Annotated in this window: 15 protein-coding genes; 12 read left to right on the top strand and 3 right to left on the bottom strand. The window is 73.5% G+C overall.

Translation table 11 applies throughout. The features are described 5' to 3' along the window. A partial coding sequence (locus BN344_RS20265) for a hypothetical protein (RefSeq protein ID WP_197022302.1) occupies window positions 1-425 on the bottom strand: 425 nt, incomplete at its 3' end. Window positions 426-628: 203 nt separating this feature from the next. Here BN344_RS20265 and BN344_RS10585 point away from each other — a divergent pair. Further along, window positions 629-1,951: a hemolysin family protein gene (locus BN344_RS10585; protein WP_040338477.1), complete on the top strand. Its 1,323-nt coding sequence runs from the start codon at window positions 629-631 to the stop codon at window positions 1,949-1,951. On the opposite strand, the gene galE is transcribed toward BN344_RS10585, so the two are convergent. Further along, entirely contained in the window at window positions 1,948-2,895 is a 948-nt protein-coding gene (galE, locus tag BN344_RS10580) for a UDP-glucose 4-epimerase GalE (RefSeq protein ID WP_040338476.1), read from the bottom strand. The genes BN344_RS10585 and galE overlap by 4 nt on opposite strands. A 37-nt stretch (window positions 2,896-2,932) precedes the next feature. Between galE and hisC the strand changes: the two genes are divergently transcribed. Genes hisC through BN344_RS10565 form a run of 3 tightly spaced genes read left to right on the top strand, consistent with a single transcriptional unit; the run spans window position 2,933 to window position 5,658 of the window. Next, the gene (hisC, locus tag BN344_RS10575) at window positions 2,933-4,045 is read left to right on the top strand and encodes a histidinol-phosphate transaminase (protein ID WP_040338475.1); all 1,113 of its coding nucleotides are present in this window, start codon (window positions 2,933-2,935) and stop codon (window positions 4,043-4,045) included. Between the two features lie 60 nt (window positions 4,046-4,105). After that, entirely contained in the window at window positions 4,106-5,116 is a 1,011-nt protein-coding gene (gene trpS / locus BN344_RS10570; RefSeq protein WP_040338474.1) for a tryptophan--tRNA ligase, read from the top strand. Continuing rightward, window positions 5,113-5,658, top strand: coding sequence for a 2'-5' RNA ligase family protein (locus tag BN344_RS10565; protein ID WP_040338473.1), 546 nt, complete (start codon window positions 5,113-5,115; stop codon window positions 5,656-5,658). The genes trpS and BN344_RS10565 overlap by 4 nt, the downstream gene beginning before the upstream one ends. A 21-nt stretch (window positions 5,659-5,679) precedes the next feature. Here the strand turns inward: BN344_RS10565 and BN344_RS10560 are convergent, their stop codons facing one another. Then, window positions 5,680-6,864 carry a D-alanyl-D-alanine carboxypeptidase family protein gene (locus tag BN344_RS10560; protein WP_040338472.1) on the bottom strand — a complete coding sequence of 395 codons (1,185 nt, stop codon included), beginning with the start codon at window positions 6,862-6,864 and terminating at the stop codon, window positions 5,680-5,682. 231 nt (window positions 6,865-7,095) lie between these two features. Here BN344_RS10560 and BN344_RS10555 point away from each other — a divergent pair, with 231 nt between their 5' ends. From BN344_RS10555 to BN344_RS10520, 8 genes are all read left to right on the top strand, one after another. After that, on the top strand, window positions 7,096-8,106 hold the full coding sequence (locus BN344_RS10555) for a BMP family lipoprotein (protein WP_040338471.1): 1,011 nt from the start codon (window positions 7,096-7,098) through the stop codon (window positions 8,104-8,106). Continuing rightward, the gene (locus BN344_RS10550; RefSeq protein ID WP_051515792.1) at window positions 8,096-8,554 is read left to right on the top strand and encodes a cytidine deaminase; all 459 of its coding nucleotides are present in this window, start codon (window positions 8,096-8,098) and stop codon (window positions 8,552-8,554) included. The genes BN344_RS10555 and BN344_RS10550 overlap by 11 nt, the downstream gene beginning before the upstream one ends. A 6-nt stretch (window positions 8,555-8,560) precedes the next feature. Continuing rightward, the gene (locus BN344_RS10545; RefSeq protein WP_231486719.1) at window positions 8,561-9,472 is read left to right on the top strand and encodes an ABC transporter ATP-binding protein; all 912 of its coding nucleotides are present in this window, start codon (window positions 8,561-8,563) and stop codon (window positions 9,470-9,472) included. Continuing rightward, window positions 9,469-10,287: an ABC transporter permease gene (locus BN344_RS10540; RefSeq protein ID WP_040338470.1), complete on the top strand. Its 819-nt coding sequence runs from the start codon at window positions 9,469-9,471 to the stop codon at window positions 10,285-10,287. Before BN344_RS10545 ends, BN344_RS10540 begins: the two co-directional genes overlap by 4 nt. A 425-nt stretch (window positions 10,288-10,712) precedes the next feature. Beyond that, on the top strand, window positions 10,713-13,034 hold the full coding sequence (locus tag BN344_RS10535; protein ID WP_051515791.1) for a bifunctional polysaccharide deacetylase/glycosyltransferase family 2 protein: 2,322 nt from the start codon (window positions 10,713-10,715) through the stop codon (window positions 13,032-13,034). After that, window positions 13,031-14,089 carry a glycosyl hydrolase family 18 protein gene (locus tag BN344_RS19065; protein ID WP_051515790.1) on the top strand — a complete coding sequence of 353 codons (1,059 nt, stop codon included), beginning with the start codon at window positions 13,031-13,033 and terminating at the stop codon, window positions 14,087-14,089. The genes BN344_RS10535 and BN344_RS19065 overlap by 4 nt, the downstream gene beginning before the upstream one ends. 8 nt (window positions 14,090-14,097) lie before the next feature. Continuing rightward, complete coding sequence (locus BN344_RS10525; RefSeq protein ID WP_040338469.1) at window positions 14,098-15,306, top strand: acyltransferase family protein; 1,209 nt, start codon at window positions 14,098-14,100, stop codon at window positions 15,304-15,306. A 331-nt stretch (window positions 15,307-15,637) separates the two neighbouring features. Beyond that, on the top strand, window positions 15,638-17,149 hold the full coding sequence (locus BN344_RS10520; RefSeq protein WP_231486717.1) for a DEAD/DEAH box helicase: 1,512 nt from the start codon (window positions 15,638-15,640) through the stop codon (window positions 17,147-17,149). The last annotated feature ends 89 nt before the right edge of the window (window positions 17,150-17,238 follow it).

Below are 17,238 nucleotides of genomic sequence, written 5' to 3'. Positions count from 1 at the left end.
GCCGGTGCGGGCGTCTCGGCCGGCGTGGTCACCGGCGCGGGCGGCGGCGCGGCCGCGGCGACGTCGGCAGCACGGCTCCGCTCCGCGGCGCTGCGACCCGAGGCCTCCACCCGGACGCCCTCGGGGCCGATCGTCAGCCGCGCCGAGGCGCTGGCGAACGCCGAGGAGCCCAGGCCATCGACCCCCATCACGACCGGGGCGTCGCTGCGCTGGGCCGACGCGTCCAGCGCGGCGCCCGAGGGCGCGTCGGCGCCCGGCACGACCGGGGCGGCGAGCACGAAGCCGGTCATCAGGGCCATGAGGACGACGGCGAGCCCCAGGCGACCTCGGCCACGGCTGAGGGCGGCCGACGTGCGGAGGCGGGACCGGGTGGCGGCACCCGCGATCCGAGCGGACAGGGGCGGGCCGGCGGGACGGTGGTGCACGGGACTCCCCGGGATGATCACGATTCGTTATCAAGCCGAGACTAAACGTAAGGGCAAGAGCACCGACAGTTCACGAGACGCACGTCACGCCCGGAGCCCCAGCAGCCCCAGCGGTACCGCCGTGATCGCAGGTGTCGCGGTAGCAGGCACCATGGCACCTGCCCGCGCCCCACCCCGATCCACTACCGAGGAGTACGCCGCCGGTGAGCGACGTCTGGCTCAGCATCGTCATGGTCGTCGTCTTCGTGATGATCGGGGGCGTCTTCGCGGGAGCCGAGATCGCGCTCGTCTCGCTGCGCGAGTCCCAGGTCCGCGGGATGGCCGAGGCCGGACGGCGTGGGAAGTCGGTGCAGCGGCTGCTCAGCGACCCCAACCAGTTCCTCGCCGCGGTTCAGGTGGGCGTCACGTTCGCCGGCTTCTTCTCGGCCGCGTTCGGTGCCACCAAGCTCTCCGCGCCCTTCGCCGACTGGCTCGCCGACCGGGGACTGTCCTCGGGACTGGCGTCCACCGTCGCGCTGGTCCTCGTCACCGTCGCGATCAGCTACCTGTCGCTCGTCGTCGGCGAACTCACGCCCAAGCGGCTCGCCCTGCAGCGGGCCGAGGGTTTCGCGCTCATGGTCGCTGCCCCGCTGAACGCCATCGCGAAGCTGTCCCGTCCGATCATCTGGCTGCTCTCGAAGTCGACGAACGGGCTCGTCCGGCTGCTCGGCGGTGATCCCAAGGCCAGCGGTGAGGCGATCAGCCAGGAGGAGTTGCGGGACCTCGTCGCCGCCCACGAGTCCCTCAGCAGCGACGAGCGCAGGCTGATCGACGAGGTGTTCCGCGCCGGCGAGCGGGAGGTCCGCGAGGTGATGACGCCGCGCACCGAGGTCGGCTTCCTCGACGCGTCCATGACCGCGAGCCGGGCGGCCAAGCAGGTCGCGGAGTCCAACTGGTCGAGGTTCCCGGTCGCCGGCCGCGACCAGGACGACGTCGTCGGCTTCGTCCACGTGCGCGACCTGTTCCTCCCCAACCACCCGGCCGGCCGGGCCGCGACCGTGGGCGACCTGGCGCGCGGGGTGAAGCGGCTGCCCGGGACGGCGGGAGTGCTCACCGCGCTCAGCGAGATGCGGCGGGAGAACCACCACCTCGCGATCGTCGTCGACGAGTACGGCGGCACCGACGGCATCGTCACCCTCGAGGACCTCATCGAGGAGGTCATCGGGGAGATCTACGACGAGTACGACGCCGAGGTCGAGCCCGAGGCCGGGGTGGCACCGGATGCCCCGCGCGAGGTCGACGGCCTGCTCAACCTGGACGACTTCGCCGAGGCCACCGGGCTGAGGCTGCCGGAAGGCCCGTACGAGACGGCCGCGGGGTACGTGCTGGCCGGGCTCGGCCGGCTGCCCGAGGTGGACGACACGATCGAGGTGGAGGGCCGCGCGGTCACCGTCGTCGAGCTCGACGGACGGCGGATCGCCCGGCTGCGGGTGGACCCGCCCCCGCCGGCGCCCGAGGGCAGCGAGGACGAGGCGTCGGACGACTAGCGCGCCACGTCCCAGGCGTCGCGGACGATGCCGACCAGGTCCGTGTGCCGCGGCGTCCAGCCCAGGTCGGCGCGGATGAGGTCGCTCGAGGCGACCAGCTGGGCCGGGTCGCCGGGCCGCCGCGGGCCGTCGACGGTCGGGATCTCGTGCCCGGTCACCTCGCGTGCGGCGTCGACGACCTCCTGCACGGAGAAGCCGGTGCCGTTGCCCAGGTTGTAGATCCGGTGCTCCCCGGCCGACGGCGCGGACAGCGCGAGCAGGTGGGCGTCGGACAGGTCGCCGACGTGCACGTAGTCGCGGATGCAGGTGCCGTCCGGCGTCGGGTAGTCGCGACCGAAGACGGTCAGCGACTCGCGCTGCCCGGCGGCCACCTGGAGGGCCAGCGGGATGAGGTGTGTCTCGGTGGCGTGCCGTTCGCCGAGGCCGAAGGCGGCGCCGGCCACGTTGAAGTAGCGCAGGCTCACCGCGGCGAACCCGTGCGCGACCGCGTAGGACGTGAGCATGTGGTCGACGGCGAGCTTGGAGGCGCCGTAGGTGTTCGTGGGGCGGGTCGGCGCGTCCTCGCGGATGGGCACCTGGTCCGGCTCGCCGTAGGTGGCCGCGGTCGAGGAGAAGACGATCCTGCGGCAGTCGACCGCGCGCATCGCCTCGAGCAGTGCCAGCGATCCGGCGACGTTGGTCGACCAGTAGTCCTCGGGCTGCTGCTGCGAGACGGCGACCAGTGAACGGGCCGCGAAGTGCAGCACCGCGTCGGGCCGGACGTCGGCCAGGACCGGCGCCGAGTCGTGCAGCGAGACCTGCGCGAGCCGCGCGCCCTCGACCACGGCGTCGGCGTGCCCGGTGGACAGGTCGTCGAGGACCGTGACCTCGTGCCCGTCGGCCACCAGGGCAGCCGTCACTACGCTGCCGATGTAGCCGGCTCCGCCGGCGACCAGGACGCGCATGCCGCCACCCTAAGGGTGGCCGAGGAGGTCGAACCCCGTGGTGAGCCCACGCCCCGCTGTGCAGGCGCTCCCGGCGTACCGGCCCGGACGCAATCCGGCCGACCTGGCGCGCGAGATCGGCGTGGACCGCGCGATCAAGCTGGCCAGCAACGAGGTGGCCTTCCCGCCGCTGCCCGCGGTCGTCCAGGCGGTGGCCGCGGCTGCGGCGGACACGAACCGGTACCCCGACAACGGTGCGGTCGTCCTCACCGCTGCCCTGGCCGAGCGCTACGGCGTCGACCCCGGGCAGATCGCCACCGGCTGCGGTGCGGTGACGCTGTGCCAGGAACTGGCTCAGGCCTACACCGAGCCGGGGACGAGCATCGCCTTCGCCTGGCGCTCGTTCGAGATGTACCCGTTGCTCGCCCGGGTCGCCGGCGCCCGCGCGATCCAGGTACCCCTGGTCGCCGGCCGCGAGGGCGGCCCGGCCGACACCCACGACCTCGACGGGCTCCTGGCCGCGATCGACGACACCACCCGCCTGGTGTTCGTCTGCAACCCGAACAACCCCACCGGGACGGCGGTCCGGCGGGCGGGGCTGGAGAAGTTCCTGGACGCGGTGCCGGGGACGACGCTGGTCGTCCTCGACGAGGCGTACCGCGAGTTCGTCACCGACCCCGACGTCCCCGATGGGCTCGAGCTCATGCGCGGCCGGCCGAACGTCGCCGTCCTCCGCACGTTCAGCAAGGCGTGGGGCCTCGCCGGCCTGCGCGTCGGCTACCTGATCGCCGAGGACCCGGCCGTCGCCGAGGCGGTCCGCAAGACCCACGTCCCGTTCAGCGTCTCCATGCTCGCCCAGGCCGCCGCGGTCGCCGCACTCGCCAGCGAGGACGAGGTGCGCGACCGGTGTACCGCTGTCGTCGCGGAGCGCGAGCGGCTCACCGCGGCGCTGCGCGAGCGGGGTCTGGACGTCGCCGACAGCCAGGCCAACTTCGTGTGGCTGCCGGTGGGCGACGAGGCCGCCGGGCTGGCCGGGGCGCTGGAGGCCCGCGCCGTCATCACCCGCCCGTTCGCCGGCGAGGGCGTCCGGGTCACCGTCGGGGCGCCCGAGGAGGACGACGTCTTCCTCGCCGCCCTCGACCAGGTGCGGGCGGCCGCCCGGCCCGCCTGAACCCAGGCCGGAACGGGGGAGGCCGGAACGGCGGCCCCTGACGGCTGGTTTGATGGCGGCGTGCCTCTTCCCCGTGTGCTCTCCGGCATCCAGCCGACGGCGGGCTCGTTCCACCTCGGCAACTACCTGGGTGCGCTGCGTCAGTGGGTGGCCCTCCAGGAGACGACCGAGGCCTTCTACTGCGTCGTCGACCTGCACGCGATCACCGTCGCGCAGGACCCCGAGGAGCTCCGCCGCAGCACCCTGACCTCGGCCGCGCAGCTGCTCGCCCTGGGCGTCGATCCCGAGCGCAGTGCCGTGTTCGTGCAGAGCCACGTGCCCGAGCACCTGCAGCTGTCCTGGGTGCTGGAGTGCCTGACCGGATTCGGCGAGGCCGGCCGCATGACGCAGTTCAAGGACAAGAGCCAGCGCGAGGGCACGGCCGGCACGAGCGTGGGCCTGTTCACCTACCCGGTGCTGATGGCCGCCGACATCCTCATCTACCGCGCCGACCAGGTGCCGGTGGGCGACGACCAGCGCCAGCACCTGGAGCTGACCCGCGACCTCGCCGGGCGCTTCAACGGGCGCTTCGGGGAGACCTTCCCCGTGCCCGAGGGCTTCATCCCCTCGGGCGGCGCCCGCGTGATGGACCTGCAGTCGCCGGACAAGAAGATGAGCAAGAGCCTCCCGCCGGCGGGCTGCGTCTTCCTGCTCGACGACCCGGGCGTGAGCGCGAAGAAGATCCGGTCCGCGGTCACCGACACCGGCCGGGAGATCGTCGCCGACCCGCAGAACAAGCCGGGGGTGACGAACCTGCTCACCATCCACAGTGCCCTGTCCGGGCGCAGTCTCCCCGAGCTCGAGGAGCACTTCGCCGGCCGTGGCTACGGCGACCTCAAGAAGGAGCTCGCCGAGGTCGTCACCGACTTCGTGACGCCGGTGCGGGCCCGCACCACCGAGTTGCTCGACGACCCGGCCGAGCTGGAGCGCATCCTGGCCGCCGGCGCCGAGCGCGCCCGGGAGATCGCCCGGGCGACCGTCGCCGAGGTGTACGAGCGCGTCGGTTTCCTGGCGCCGGGGGCGCCCACATGAGCTCGGAGTCCGCGGGTGGGGCGGCGGTCATCGGCGTCGTCGTCCCGGTGCCGGAGCCGTGGGCCCAGCTGCTGGTCGACTGGCGGTCCAAGGTGGGCGACCCCCAGGCCACGCTGGTGCCCCCGCACGTGACGCTCCTGCCGCCCACGGAGATCGCGGCGGCCGACCGTCCGGCCGTCGCCGAGCACCTGGCCGGGGTGGCTCGGGCGCACCCGCCGTTCCCGATGCACCTGGCGGGGACCGGTACGTTCCGCCCGGTCTCCGACGTGGTGTTCGTGGCGGTGGCCCGCGGCATCGGCGACTGCGAGCTGATCGCCGGCGACGTGCGCACCGGTCCACTGGACCGCCCGCTGGCCTACCCGTACCACCCGCACGTGACCGTCGCCCATGACGTCGCCACCGACATGCTCGAGCTGGCCTACACCGGCCTGGCCGACCTCTCGGCGGAGTTCCAGGTCGACCGCTTCACCGAGTTCGAGCAGACGCCGAACGGCGCGTGGGCCATCGCCCGCGAGTACCCCCTCACCGGACCGCCCCGCTGACACAGGGCGGCGGGCAGGTCGCTACGCGCGCCGCCGGCCGACCACGGTGACGACGACCGCCGCGACCACCGCCACTCCCACGCCGACGAGCGCCGGAGCGGGGCCGGAGTTCCCGACGGCCTCGGGTGCCCGTCGCTCCGACGGCTCGCGGTCGGGCGGGGGAGCGGGGGCGGGCGGGGAGACCAGGTCCGCAGGTCGGACGAGCCGGCCCACGCCCTCGGTCGCGGGCGGCACGGTGAAGCCCCAGTCCAGGAGCAGAGCGGCCTGCTCCCCGGCGCGCAGCGGCTCGTTCTCGGTGTCGAGCACGCTCACGACCAGCCGGCGACCGTCGCGCTCGGCGGCGGTCACGAAGGCGTGGCGGGCGGCGTCGGTGAAGCCGGTCTTGCCGCCGAGCGTGCCGGGGTAGCCGGCCAGCGGGTTCTGGTTCTGGATCTGGAAGCCCGGCGCGAAGCCGGGTACCTCCGGCACCTGGGCCGTCGGCGTGGTGAGCACCGCGGCGGTCAGCGGGTCCTCGACGAGTTCCCGGAAGATCAGCGCCAGGTCGTAGGGGGAGGAGGACTGCCCGGCGACGTCGAGACCCGAGGGCGAGCCGGCCACGGTGTCGTAGGCGCCGAGGGACTCGGCGGTGGCGGTCATCGCCTCGAGGGTGGCCGCCGTGCCACCTGCGGCGCGGGCCAGCGCGTTGGCCGCGTCGTTGCCCGACTGCAGGATCAGCCCCTGGAACAGGAAGCCCACGGTGTACTGGCCACCGGTGACCAGCCCGACCCGGCTGCCCTCCATCTGCTCGTCCTCGGGTGTCCCCGCCACCACCTGAGCAGGGTCCAGCCGGTGCGCGAGGGTGAGCAGTGTCAGCGTCTTCAGCGTGCTCGCCGGGTAGTAGCGGCCGTGCGGGTCGCGGGCGGCGAGCACCGCGCCGCTACCGGCGTCGGCCACCAGCCACCCCGAGGCGGCGATCATGCCGGGCAGGGGAGGGGCGCCGTCGGCCACGACCACCCCGCGCGTGTCCAGGTCCTCACCGCCCACGGTGCGCCCGTCGGGGGCGCTGCCCTGCGGGGGCCGCGCGGTGCGGGGCGCGGTCGGGGTGGGCGCGGACGGATCCGCCGTCGGCCGGGGCGCCTCCCCGGCTGCTGGTGTCGAGCCGAGGAGGACCGCCCCGGTGCAGAGCAGCACGGCCAGCGCCGCCCGCACGCCGTCCCGTAGCCCCATGCGCCGACCGTAGGGGGCGCGCGTCCCGGCGGTCGCAGGTGCCCGGCCGGGCACCTGCGGGCGTTCCGCAACGATCGGGTCCCAATCCCCGTCGCGGCCGCCGGAGGGGGCTCGGAGCCCGGTTAGCGTCGGTCGTCGTGCGTCGGCCCGGCGCGTCCAGCGCCCGGTGGACGACGCGTGGACGACGACCCCCGCACACCACCGGACCCCGTGTCCCGGAGAGGAGAGCACGTGCCCCGAGCGCGGTCGACGACAACGGTCGCCGCTGTGCTGGTGGCCGGCTGCCTGGGCCTGTCGGCCTGCGCCGGCTCGGCCGGCGGGCCGGACGCGCCGCCGGTGGACCTGAGGATCGGCGTCGCCTACGACACCGGCGGGCGGGGCGACGAGGCGTTCAGGGAGGGGGCGGTGGACGGCGCACGGTCGGCCGCGGCCGACCTGGGGGGAGACGTGGAGGTGCTCTCCCCGGAGGGGGACGCCGACGGCGAGGCGATGCTCACCAGGCTCGCCGCCGCCGGCTTCAACCCCGTGATCGCCGTCGGTTTCGACGACCGCCGGGGGGTCGCCGAGGTGGCCGCCGACCACCCGGAGACGGAGTTCGCGATCCTCGACGTCCCGGTCACGGGGCTCGGTGCCGGCAACCTCACCGGGCTCGTGTTCGCCGAGGAGGAGGGCGGGTTCCTCGCCGGCGTCGCAGCGGGCGCCAAGAGCGTGAACGGCCACGTCGGCTTCATCGGCGACCGGCCGGCCGGCGGGCTCGGAGCAGCCTTCGTCGCGGGCGCCACGGCGGTGGACCCCGGCGTCGTCGTCGACACGCACCACCTGCCCTCGGGCACCTCCGGCCCGGCCGAGTCGGAGGCGGCCGCACAGGAGATGTACCGGGCCGGGGCGGACATCGTGTTCTCCGCGGGCGAGGGTTCCGGCGAGGGTGTCGTCCGGGCCGCCGTCGGCGCCGGGCAGCGGGCCATCGGCGCGCATTCCGACCAGTACCTCGACGGGTCACCGGAGCAGCAGGCCGTGCTCATGACGTCGGTGCTCACCCGTGCCGACGTCGCGGTGGAGGCCTACGTCACCGCCTTCGCGGACGGGAGTCTGCAGCCGGGGACCGACATGGTGCAGGACCTCTCCACCGGGGGCGTCGAGCTGTCGCACTCCGGCGGTGCTCTCGACGACATCCGGACGGTCCTCGACCACTACCGCCAGCAGATCGCCGCCGGCGGGATCGAGGTGCCGGATGTCCCGTGATGCCGTCGTGGACTGGGAGGCGATCCGCGCCGCTGCCCGTGCGGCCATGACGCAGGCCTACGCGCCCTACTCGAACTTCCCGGTCGGCGCCGCCGGGCTGGTGGACGACGGGCGCCTGGTCACCGGCTGCAATGTCGAGAACGCCTCCTACGGGCTCAGCCTGTGCGCGGAGTGCGGGATGGTGAGCGAGCTGGCCCGCACCGGCGGCGGCCGTCTCGTCGCGGTCGCCTGCGTGGGGGGCGACGGGCGACCGCTCATGCCGTGCGGCCGGTGCCGGCAGCTGCTGTGGGAGTTCGGCGGCCCGGAGCTCCTCCTCGAGACCGCGTCCCGGGGCGTCGTCCCGTTGCGCGAGGTGCTGCCCGACGCCTTCGGACCCGAGGACCTGGCGGCCGCCGCGGAGCGGGACCCGGGGCCCGGGAGGGGGCCACAGGTGCATGGAGGACACTGATCCCCCGTGCAGAAGAAGGACTCCCTCCTCCCCACCGGTCGCACGCTCGCGGCGGGACCGGGGAGCGAGCCTGCGCCGGAGATGGCGATCTCGATCCGCGGCCTGGTGAAGCGGTACGGCGACTTCACCGCCGTGGACGGGCTGGACCTGGACATCCGCCGGGGGGAGATCTTCGCGCTGCTCGGCCCCAACGGTGCCGGCAAGACGACGACGGTCGAGATCTGCGAGGGCTACCGCTCCCGGGACGGCGGCGACGTCCGGGTGCTGGGCGAGGACCCCGCGGCGGCCACCCGCCGGTGGAAGGCCCGGCTGGGCATCGTCCTGCAGTCGGGTTCGGGGGACAGCCAGCTGACCGTGCGCGAGCTGGTCGCCGCCCAGGCCTCCTACTACGCGGACCCCCGCGACGTCGACGAGGTGATCGAGCTGGTCGGCCTGACCGAGAAGGCGGGCGTGCGCGGCCGCACCCTCTCCGGCGGGCAGCGCCGCCGGCTCGACGTGGCGCTGGGCATCGTGGGCCGGCCGACCCTGCTCTTCCTCGACGAGCCGACCACGGGCTTCGACCCCGAGGCCCGGCGCCAGTTCTGGTCCCTGATCCGCTCGCTGCGCGACCTGGGCACCACGATGCTGCTCACCACCCACTACCTGGACGAGGCCGAGGCGCTGGCCGACCGCGTCGGCGTCATCGCCCGCGGCCGGCTGGTCGAGGTCGCCGTCCCCGGTGCCCTCGGCGGACGGGAGACGGCGCCGGCGACGGTCAGCTGGACCGAGGGCGGCGTCCGGCGGACCGAGGCGACGGCGACCCCCACGGCCTTCGTCGCCCAGCTCGCGGCCCGCTTCCCGGGCGAGGTCCCGGACCTCACCGTGGCGCGGCCCACCCTCGAGGACGTGTACCTGCGGATGATCGGTGAGTCCCGATGACGACGGCTGCCCCCGCGGACCGGACGGTCCTCCCGCCGCTCGCGTCGGTCTACCGCTCGCGCAGCGCCGTGGAGCTCAAGGAGTTCTTCCGGCAGCGCGAATCGGTGGTGTTCACCCTGCTGCTGCCGGTGCTGCTGCTGGTGGTCTTCGGCGCGGTGCTCGACTTCGACCTGGGCTCGGGGGTCACCTTCACCCAGTACTTCATGGCCGGGATCATCGCGGCCGGCATCCTCGGCGCCAGCCTCCAGAACATGGCGATCAGCATCGCCACCGAGCGCTCCGACGGAACGCTGAAGCACCTGGCCGGGACGCCCATGCCGCGCAGCGCCTACTTCGTCGGCAAGGTCGTGCAGGTGCTCGCCGTCTCGGTGGCCAGCATCGTCGTCCTGCTGCTGGTCGGGGTGGTGTTCTACGACATCGACCTGCCGTCGGGCACCGACTGGCTGACCTTCGCCTGGGTGGCGGGCCTCGGTGCGGCCGCGTGCACGCTGCTGGGCATCGCCGTCTCCAGCCTGGCGAAGAACGGCCGTTCGGCCTCGGCCACGGTGACGCCGTTCGCGCTGCTGTTGCAGTTCATCTCGGGGGTCTTCTTCCAGTTCAGCGAGATCCCGTCGTGGATGCAGACGATCGCCTCGCTGTTCCCGCTGAAGTGGATGGCGCAGGGGTTGCGCTCGGTGTTCCTCCCCGACGCGCTGGCCGCGGACGAGCCGGCCGGCTCCTGGGAGCTGGGCCGCGTCGCGCTGGTCCTGGCCGCCTGGTGCGTCGTCGGGCTGGTCCTCTGCGTGCGCACGTTCCGCTGGCACGACCGGGGCTGAGGGGCTGGCCCTCGGGGCGCTGTTCACTCTCCGTTGGTCCGGCGGGGCACAACGGGACTTACCGAGAGTCATCTCGATGACGATCGTGTGAAGCCTTCGCAGGCCTCGGCGGGGCCCTGGCCAGAGCCGGGTTGAGTAGTGCTGCACAGCGATTCCCCGTATCCGGGGGTCAGCACGTGACACCCCGTGATCAGTGACGTTGCGTGACCACACGCTGGTCGTTGCCCGAGGGTTTCGCCCTCGCGTTGCGTTAGGTCGTCAAGCGTTGAACCATCGGGCTCGCGGATGTACGAGCCGCAGGTCGGCGCCTCACCCCGTGCTGAACCGGGAACGGGGTCGGCTTCGAAGGCTGGATGTGCCGACGCGTCGACATGTCGACAGCGCGCCGTCGTGTCCGGGCACACCCGGCCCCTTCGAAGGAGAACGTGATCAGACGAACCCAGCGGGGCGGGAGCTCGGCCGCCCGGGCTCGGGACATCGGTGACCTGCCCGTGTTCCTCAGCCCGACCGGGCTCCGGTGGCGGCGCATCCGCCTCGTCGGGCTGCTCCTCCTCGCCGCACTCGTCGCCTGCGTCGCAGTGGCCGTGCCCAGGCTCACCGCCTCCCCGGCGCTGGCCGGTGCCGAGGTGCCGGCGGGACCGACGACCGCTGAGATCGGCGATCCTCCCGTCATCGGCGAGGGTCCGCTGGTGCGGGTCGTCCGGGTGCTGGAGTCGGGCGGACGTGCCTACGCCCAGGAGCCCTTCCACGGCCAGGTGGTCGACGAGCTGTCCGCGGAGGACACCACCCGGGTCGGGGACGCCGACTACGCCGTCCAGCGCTACGGGTACAGCGAGACGGCGGAGAAGACGATCTCGCTCACCTTCGACGACGGTCCGCACCCGGTCTTCACCCCGCGGCTGCTGGACCTGCTCAGCGAGTACGGCGTGCCCGCGACCTTCTTCGTCATCGGCGACGAGGTGGCCCGCCACCCGGAGATCGTGCAGCGCATGGCCCGCGAGGGATTCGCCGTCGCGAACCACACGCTGACCCACGTCGACATGAACGTGACGCCGTCCTTCCGGCAGCGGGCGGAGCTGGCCCTGACCGATCGGGTCCTGCGGGCGCAGACGGGGGAGTACGCCTCTTACTTCCGGTTGCCGTACGAGGGCGCCGACGACGAGTCGATCCGCAAGGACCTCGAAGGCATCCTGCGCGCGCAGCAGCTGGGCTACGTCGTCGCGTCGCACGACTTCGACCCGCAGGACTGGTCGTTCCCCGTCGGCACGGACGTCGACGAGGTCCCGATGCCACCGCTGGGCGGGCAGGACAACCTCACGGTGCTGCTGCACGACGGCGGCGCGGAGCGGACGCTCACCCTCGAGTACGTCGAGAAGCTGATCGTCGAGGCGAAGGCGGCGGGCTACACCTTCCAGTCCATGCCTCAGGTGATGCCGGACGTCGAGGCGGCCACCGGCACCGCGGAGGAGTCCGGCTGGGACAGCGTGGCCGTGGCTCTGGCCTACGTGCTGTTCGTGCTGCCCGACTCGGTGCTGACGGTGCTCTTCGTGCTCGCGCTGGTCACGATGCTCGGACTGGGGGTGTTCAACACCGTCCTCGCGCTGATCCGGGCGCGACGCAGGCGGACCCTGACGAACGTCGCCGGTGCGACCGGGGTGTCGGTGCTGATCGCCGCCTACAACGAGGAAATGGTGATCACGCGGACGCTGCAGTACGTCCTGGCGTCCGAGTACCCGGTCGACGAGGTCGTCGTCGTGGACGACGGCAGCACCGACGGGACGGCGGCCATGGTGCGCGACGTCGCTGCGCTGGACCCGCGGGTCCGCCTGCTGCAGCAGCCCAACTCGGGGAAGTGGGCGGCGCTCAACCGGGGTTTCCGGGCTGCGGCCCATCCCGTCGTCGTCACCCTGGACGCCGACACCCTCTTCGCCCCGACCACCGTCGGGCACCTCGTCGCCGGCTTCACGCGGCCGGACGTGGGCGCCGTGGCGGGCGTGATCAAGGTGGGCAACTACGCGCGCAACGTCGTCACACGGTGGCAGGCGCTGGAGTACATCACCCAGATCGGCGTGGACCGCTCGGCGTCGGCGCTGCTGAACGCCGTGATGATCGTGCCGGGCGCCTGCGCCGCCTGGCGCCGGGACGCCGTGCTCGAGGCCGGCGGGTACAGCAACGCCACGCTCGCCGAGGACTGCGACCTCACGCTGCTGCTGCACCAGCGGGGTTGGCGGGTGGAGCAGGCGGACGAGGCCGTCGCGTTCACCGAGGCGCCGGAGACGGTGGACGCCCTGCTCAAGCAGCGCGTGCGGTGGATGTTCGGCACGGTCCAGGCGGTCTGGCGGCACCGCGACATGCTGTTCCGCCCGCGCTTCGGCTGGCTGGGGATGCTGATCATGCCCATGGCGGCGCTGCAGATCCTGCTGCCCCTGGTGTTCACCCCGCTCGTCGTCGTGGTGGTGCTCCAGATGCTCGCCTCGGACGGGCCGTTGCCCGTCCTCGGCTACTTCCTGTTGTTCGCCGTCATCTACGGGGCGGTCGCCGCGGTGGCGGTCTGCCTGCTCAAGGAGAGGCCGGCCCACCTGCTGATGGTTCCCCTGTACCGCTTCATCTACGAGCCGCTGCGCGCCTACCTGCTGTACGCGACGATCGGCACGGCCATCCGGGGCATCCGGCTGGGCTGGAACAAGCTGGCCCGCACGGCGCACATGGACGAGGACGCCGAGCAGCCGGTGACGGTGCCCGCGTGAGCCGGCGCCTGTGGCTGTACGCAGCGGGTATTGCCGTCGTCGTCGTCCTCGCCGTGACCGCCGCCCTGACGCTGCCCGCGCGGATCGCCGACCGCGACCGGACTCTGGTCGCGGCCGCGTGGCTGCCCGTCTGGGACGAGCGCAGCGCGGAGTCGCTGCGCCCGGCGCTCGCCGACGGCGGGGTCACCGAGGTGAGCCCGACCTGGGCGACGGTCGGCCTCGACGGCGAGCTCGTGGTGACGCCCCCGACCTCGGCGGTGCTCGACCGGCTGGACGACGCCGGCGCGCGGTTGCTGCCCACCGTCCAGAACTACGCCGACGGGACGTGGCAGGGGCAGATGATCGCCGATCTGCTCGCCGACCCGGACCGGGCCGAAGCCCACCGGGAGGCGCTCGTCGACCTCGCGCTGGGCAACGGGTGGGACGGCATCGACATCGACTACGAGGCGCTGCCGCCCACGGCCGGGCCGCAGTTCATCGACTTCCTCACCGCGCTCGGTGCGGACCTGGACGAGCACGGCCTCGCCCTGACCGTGGCCGTGCCGGCGCGGACGGGCGACGAGAACCCGGGGACGCTCGCCTACAGCTACCGGCTGCTGGGGGAGGTCGCCGACCAGGTGCGGGTGATGACCTACGACCATTCGTGGAGCGGTGGCGAGGCCGGGCCGGTCGCTCCGCTGGACTGGGTGTCGTCGGTCATCGACTACGCCCTCGAGCGAGTGCCCGCCGACAAGCTGATGCTCGGGCTGCCCACCTACGGCTACGACTGGGTGGGCACTCGCGGCGAGGTCGTCAACGCGGCCGATGCCGTGGCGCTGGCCGACGAGGTCGGTGCCGAACCGGTGTGGGACGAGGCGTCGGCGTCGTGGACCTTCGACTACGTGCGGGACGGCGAGCAGCACACCGTCTGGTACGAGGACGCGCGCTCACTCCGCGCCGCGCAGACCCTGGCGCGCGACGCGGGGCTGCGCGGGGTCGCGATCTGGCAGCTCGGCGGTGAGGATCCGGCGGTCTGGCCGGCGCTGGCGGCGGTCACCGGCGGCGGCCCGGCATGAGGGGCCAGGTGGATCCTTACCTGCGGATCCTGGCCGCGGTGGCTCTGGTCCTCGTGGTGAGCGATGCAGTCCTGGACCTGGCGTGGCTGACGCTGTTCCCTGCGGTCGGCATCCTCTTCGCCGTCGGCGGCACCGTCGCCGCCTCGGCGGCGGACCGGGCGGCATCCGCCCGCGCGTTCGTGCGCCGTGCTCTGACGTCGCTCCTGCTGCCCTTCTGGCTGTTCGCGACCGCTGTGGTGGCGACCATGCTGACCATCGGCTGGCAGGCCGCCCCGTTCGAGAGAGCCGAGCCGTTCAGCTGGTCGAGGGTGTGGCTGTGGGTCGTCCCGATCTCGGATCCGCCCGCTTCGCTGGAGGGCGTCCCGTGGGTGCTGACGGCCTGGCACGTACCGACCTACCTGTGGCTGGTCCTCGCCACGCCGGCGCTGCTGTGGCTGTTCCGGCGGTGGCCGCTGCGGATCCTGTCCCTGCCGGTGCTGACGGTCCTGGTGCTGACCGCCGGGATCGCCACCCTGACCGGGGGGTCCCGGGACGTCGTCATCGAGGTCTGCGTCTACGCCTGCTGCTGGATGGTCGGGTTCGCCCGGCACGACGGTCGGCTGGCCCGGCTGTCGCTGCGCGTGGCCCTGCCCGCCGGGGTCGCCCTGCTGGGCTCCGGCCTGGGCTACGCCGTGTGGCGGCAGGACGGATCCGAGGTGGCCAGGATCGGCGACCTCCCTCTGGCGGCGCTCCTGTACTCCCTCGGCGCGGTGATCCTGGTGCTGCGGGTCCCGTGGCGGGGAGACCGCGTGCGGGGCGGATGGCCCGGCGCCGTGATGTCGGCCGTGGGCGCCCGGACCCTGACCGTGTTCCTGTGGGCACCCGCCGCGGCAGCGGCGGCGGTGCCGGCGCTCGCGCTCTCACCGCTGGCCGAGTACCACACCGACGACGCCTCGGGCGCCGCGCTCCGGTTTGCGGCGACCTGGGTGCTCCTCCTCGCCGTCGTCCTGCTCGTGGGCTGGGCCGAAGACGTCGGAGCGGGCCTGTGGCCGACCCTGCTCGGCGCCCGTCGGCCCGGAGAGCGACCACGGCCGGCCGAACTCGAGCGCACTTTCGTCGTCCGGGACAACGTGGTGCGGGACAACCTGCTGCGCGGGCTGCCGGCTGCAGAGCCGGCCGAGCCATCGGGCGTCGTCCGGTCGGGCGGAGGGGCCTCGCTCCCTCGGGACGCCGGGTGACTGCCTGCGCGCCCGCCGCGCGCGCCTGCCGGCCGACGGCGTACTCCCTGCGTGAGCACGCGCTGCGTGGCTGACGGAGAGTGACCGCACACACCCCCTTCCGGGGAATCGCCGGGCCCGCCCCGCTGCTAACCTGGGCGTACCGGCACAACGCCGGTCATCCTCCCGGACGGTTGGTCCGGGCATGAGCGCATCCGTGCAGATCACGCGTTCCATCCCTGGGCGCACTCGATCGCCAGTGAGGACGCCGGTACCTGCGGCGCTCTCCTCTTCCACGGGACGCGCTCCGAGCAGTATCGGAGCCCCACCCCGCATGACTTTGGTCAACCCTGTGTCGTTCGAGTCGAACGACGTCGTCACCACCACCGAGAACACCATCGAGAACACCGCCGCGGAGACCACCCCCGAGGTGGCCGCGGAGCCCGAGGGCCCGACCTTCGGCCAGCTGGGCCTGCCCCAGCCGCTGGTGACCGCGCTCGAGCGGCGCGGCATCCACCGCCCCTTCGCCATCCAGACCTCCGCCCTGCCCGACGCTCTCGCCGGGCGCGACGTGCTCGGCAAGGCCGCCACCGGCTCGGGCAAGACGCTGGCCTTCGGCCTGCCGCTGCTGGCGCGCATCGGTGCCGAGGTCAAGAACGGGCGCCGCGCCCCCCGCGGGCTGGTCCTCGTGCCGACCCGTGAGCTCGCCCAGCAGGTGCACGACAACCTGGCGCCCCTCGGCCAGGCCACCGGCGTGCAGCTGGCGACCGTCTACGGCGGCGCGCCCATGTACCGCCAGATCCAGCAGCTGCGCCGCGGCGTCGACGTCATCATCGCCACGCCCGGTCGCCTGCAGGACCTGATCAACCAGGGCGAGGCGACCCTCGCCGAGGTCGTCGTCACCGTCCTGGACGAGGCCGACTTCATGGCCGACCTGGGCTTCCTCCCGGTCGTCAAGGAGCTGCTCGACCAGACCGCCCGCGACGCCCAGCGCCTGCTGTTCTCGGCGACGCTGGACGGCGAGGTCGACTCGCTGGTCCGCCGGTACCTCAAGGACCCGGCGCGGCACGAGGTGAAGCGCGCCGGTGACGACGCCCCGCCGGCCGAGCACCTCGCCTTCACCCTCGCCTTCCGCGACAAGCTGCAGGTCGCCACGGAGCTCGCCTCCCGCCCCGGCCGGACGATCATCTTCGCCCGCACCCAGCTCGGCGTGGACCGGCTCGCGGACAACCTCAAGGCCGCGGGCATCAAGGCCGAGGCGATCCACGGCGGGCTGCCTCAGTCGGCGCGCAAGCGCGCGCTGGAGGAGTTCACCGACGCCCGCTCGCCGGTCCTGGTCGCCACTGACGTCGCCGCCCGCGGCATCCACGTCGACGACGTCTCGCTGGTCCTGCACTACGACCCGCCGACGGACGCCAAGACCTACCTGCACCGCTCGGGCCGCACCGCCCGCGCCGGTGCCGCCGGCGTCGTCGTCTCGCTGCTCCTCCCGGACCAGGTGGGGCAGGCCAAGCGCCGGTTCCGCACGGCCAAGGTCGACCCGCCCCTGGACCGCACCCGGCCCGGCGACAAGCCGATCCTGGACCTGGTCGCCGCCGGCATCCCGGTGGAGCCCAAGGAGCGCACCCAGCGCGACATGCGTCGCGGTGGCGGTGGCCCCGGTGGCCGTCCGCGTCGCGACGGTGACCGCCCCGGTGGACACCGTGGCGGCCCGCGTCGCTCGTTCGGTGACCGTCCCCGGCCCGCCGGTGAGCGGTCCACCGGTGAGCGGTCCTACGGCGAGCGCTCGTCGGGCGAGCGCTCCTACGGTGACCGCGGTCGCCCGGGTGGGCGGCCCAGCCGCCCCTCGCGCTACGGCGCCTGAGCAGTAGCCAGAACGACGAAGCGGCCGGTCCCGGGACACCCCGGGGCCGGCCGCTCTGTCGTTTCTCGGGGCGAGATCTGCACACTCGG

It is taken from the genome of Candidatus Blastococcus massiliensis AP3 (genome assembly GCF_000582785.1).
In the GTDB taxonomy this organism is placed as follows: Bacteria; Actinomycetota; Actinomycetes; order Mycobacteriales; family Geodermatophilaceae; genus Blastococcus; species Blastococcus massiliensis.
This window is presented reverse-complemented; position numbering and strand designations above follow the sequence as displayed.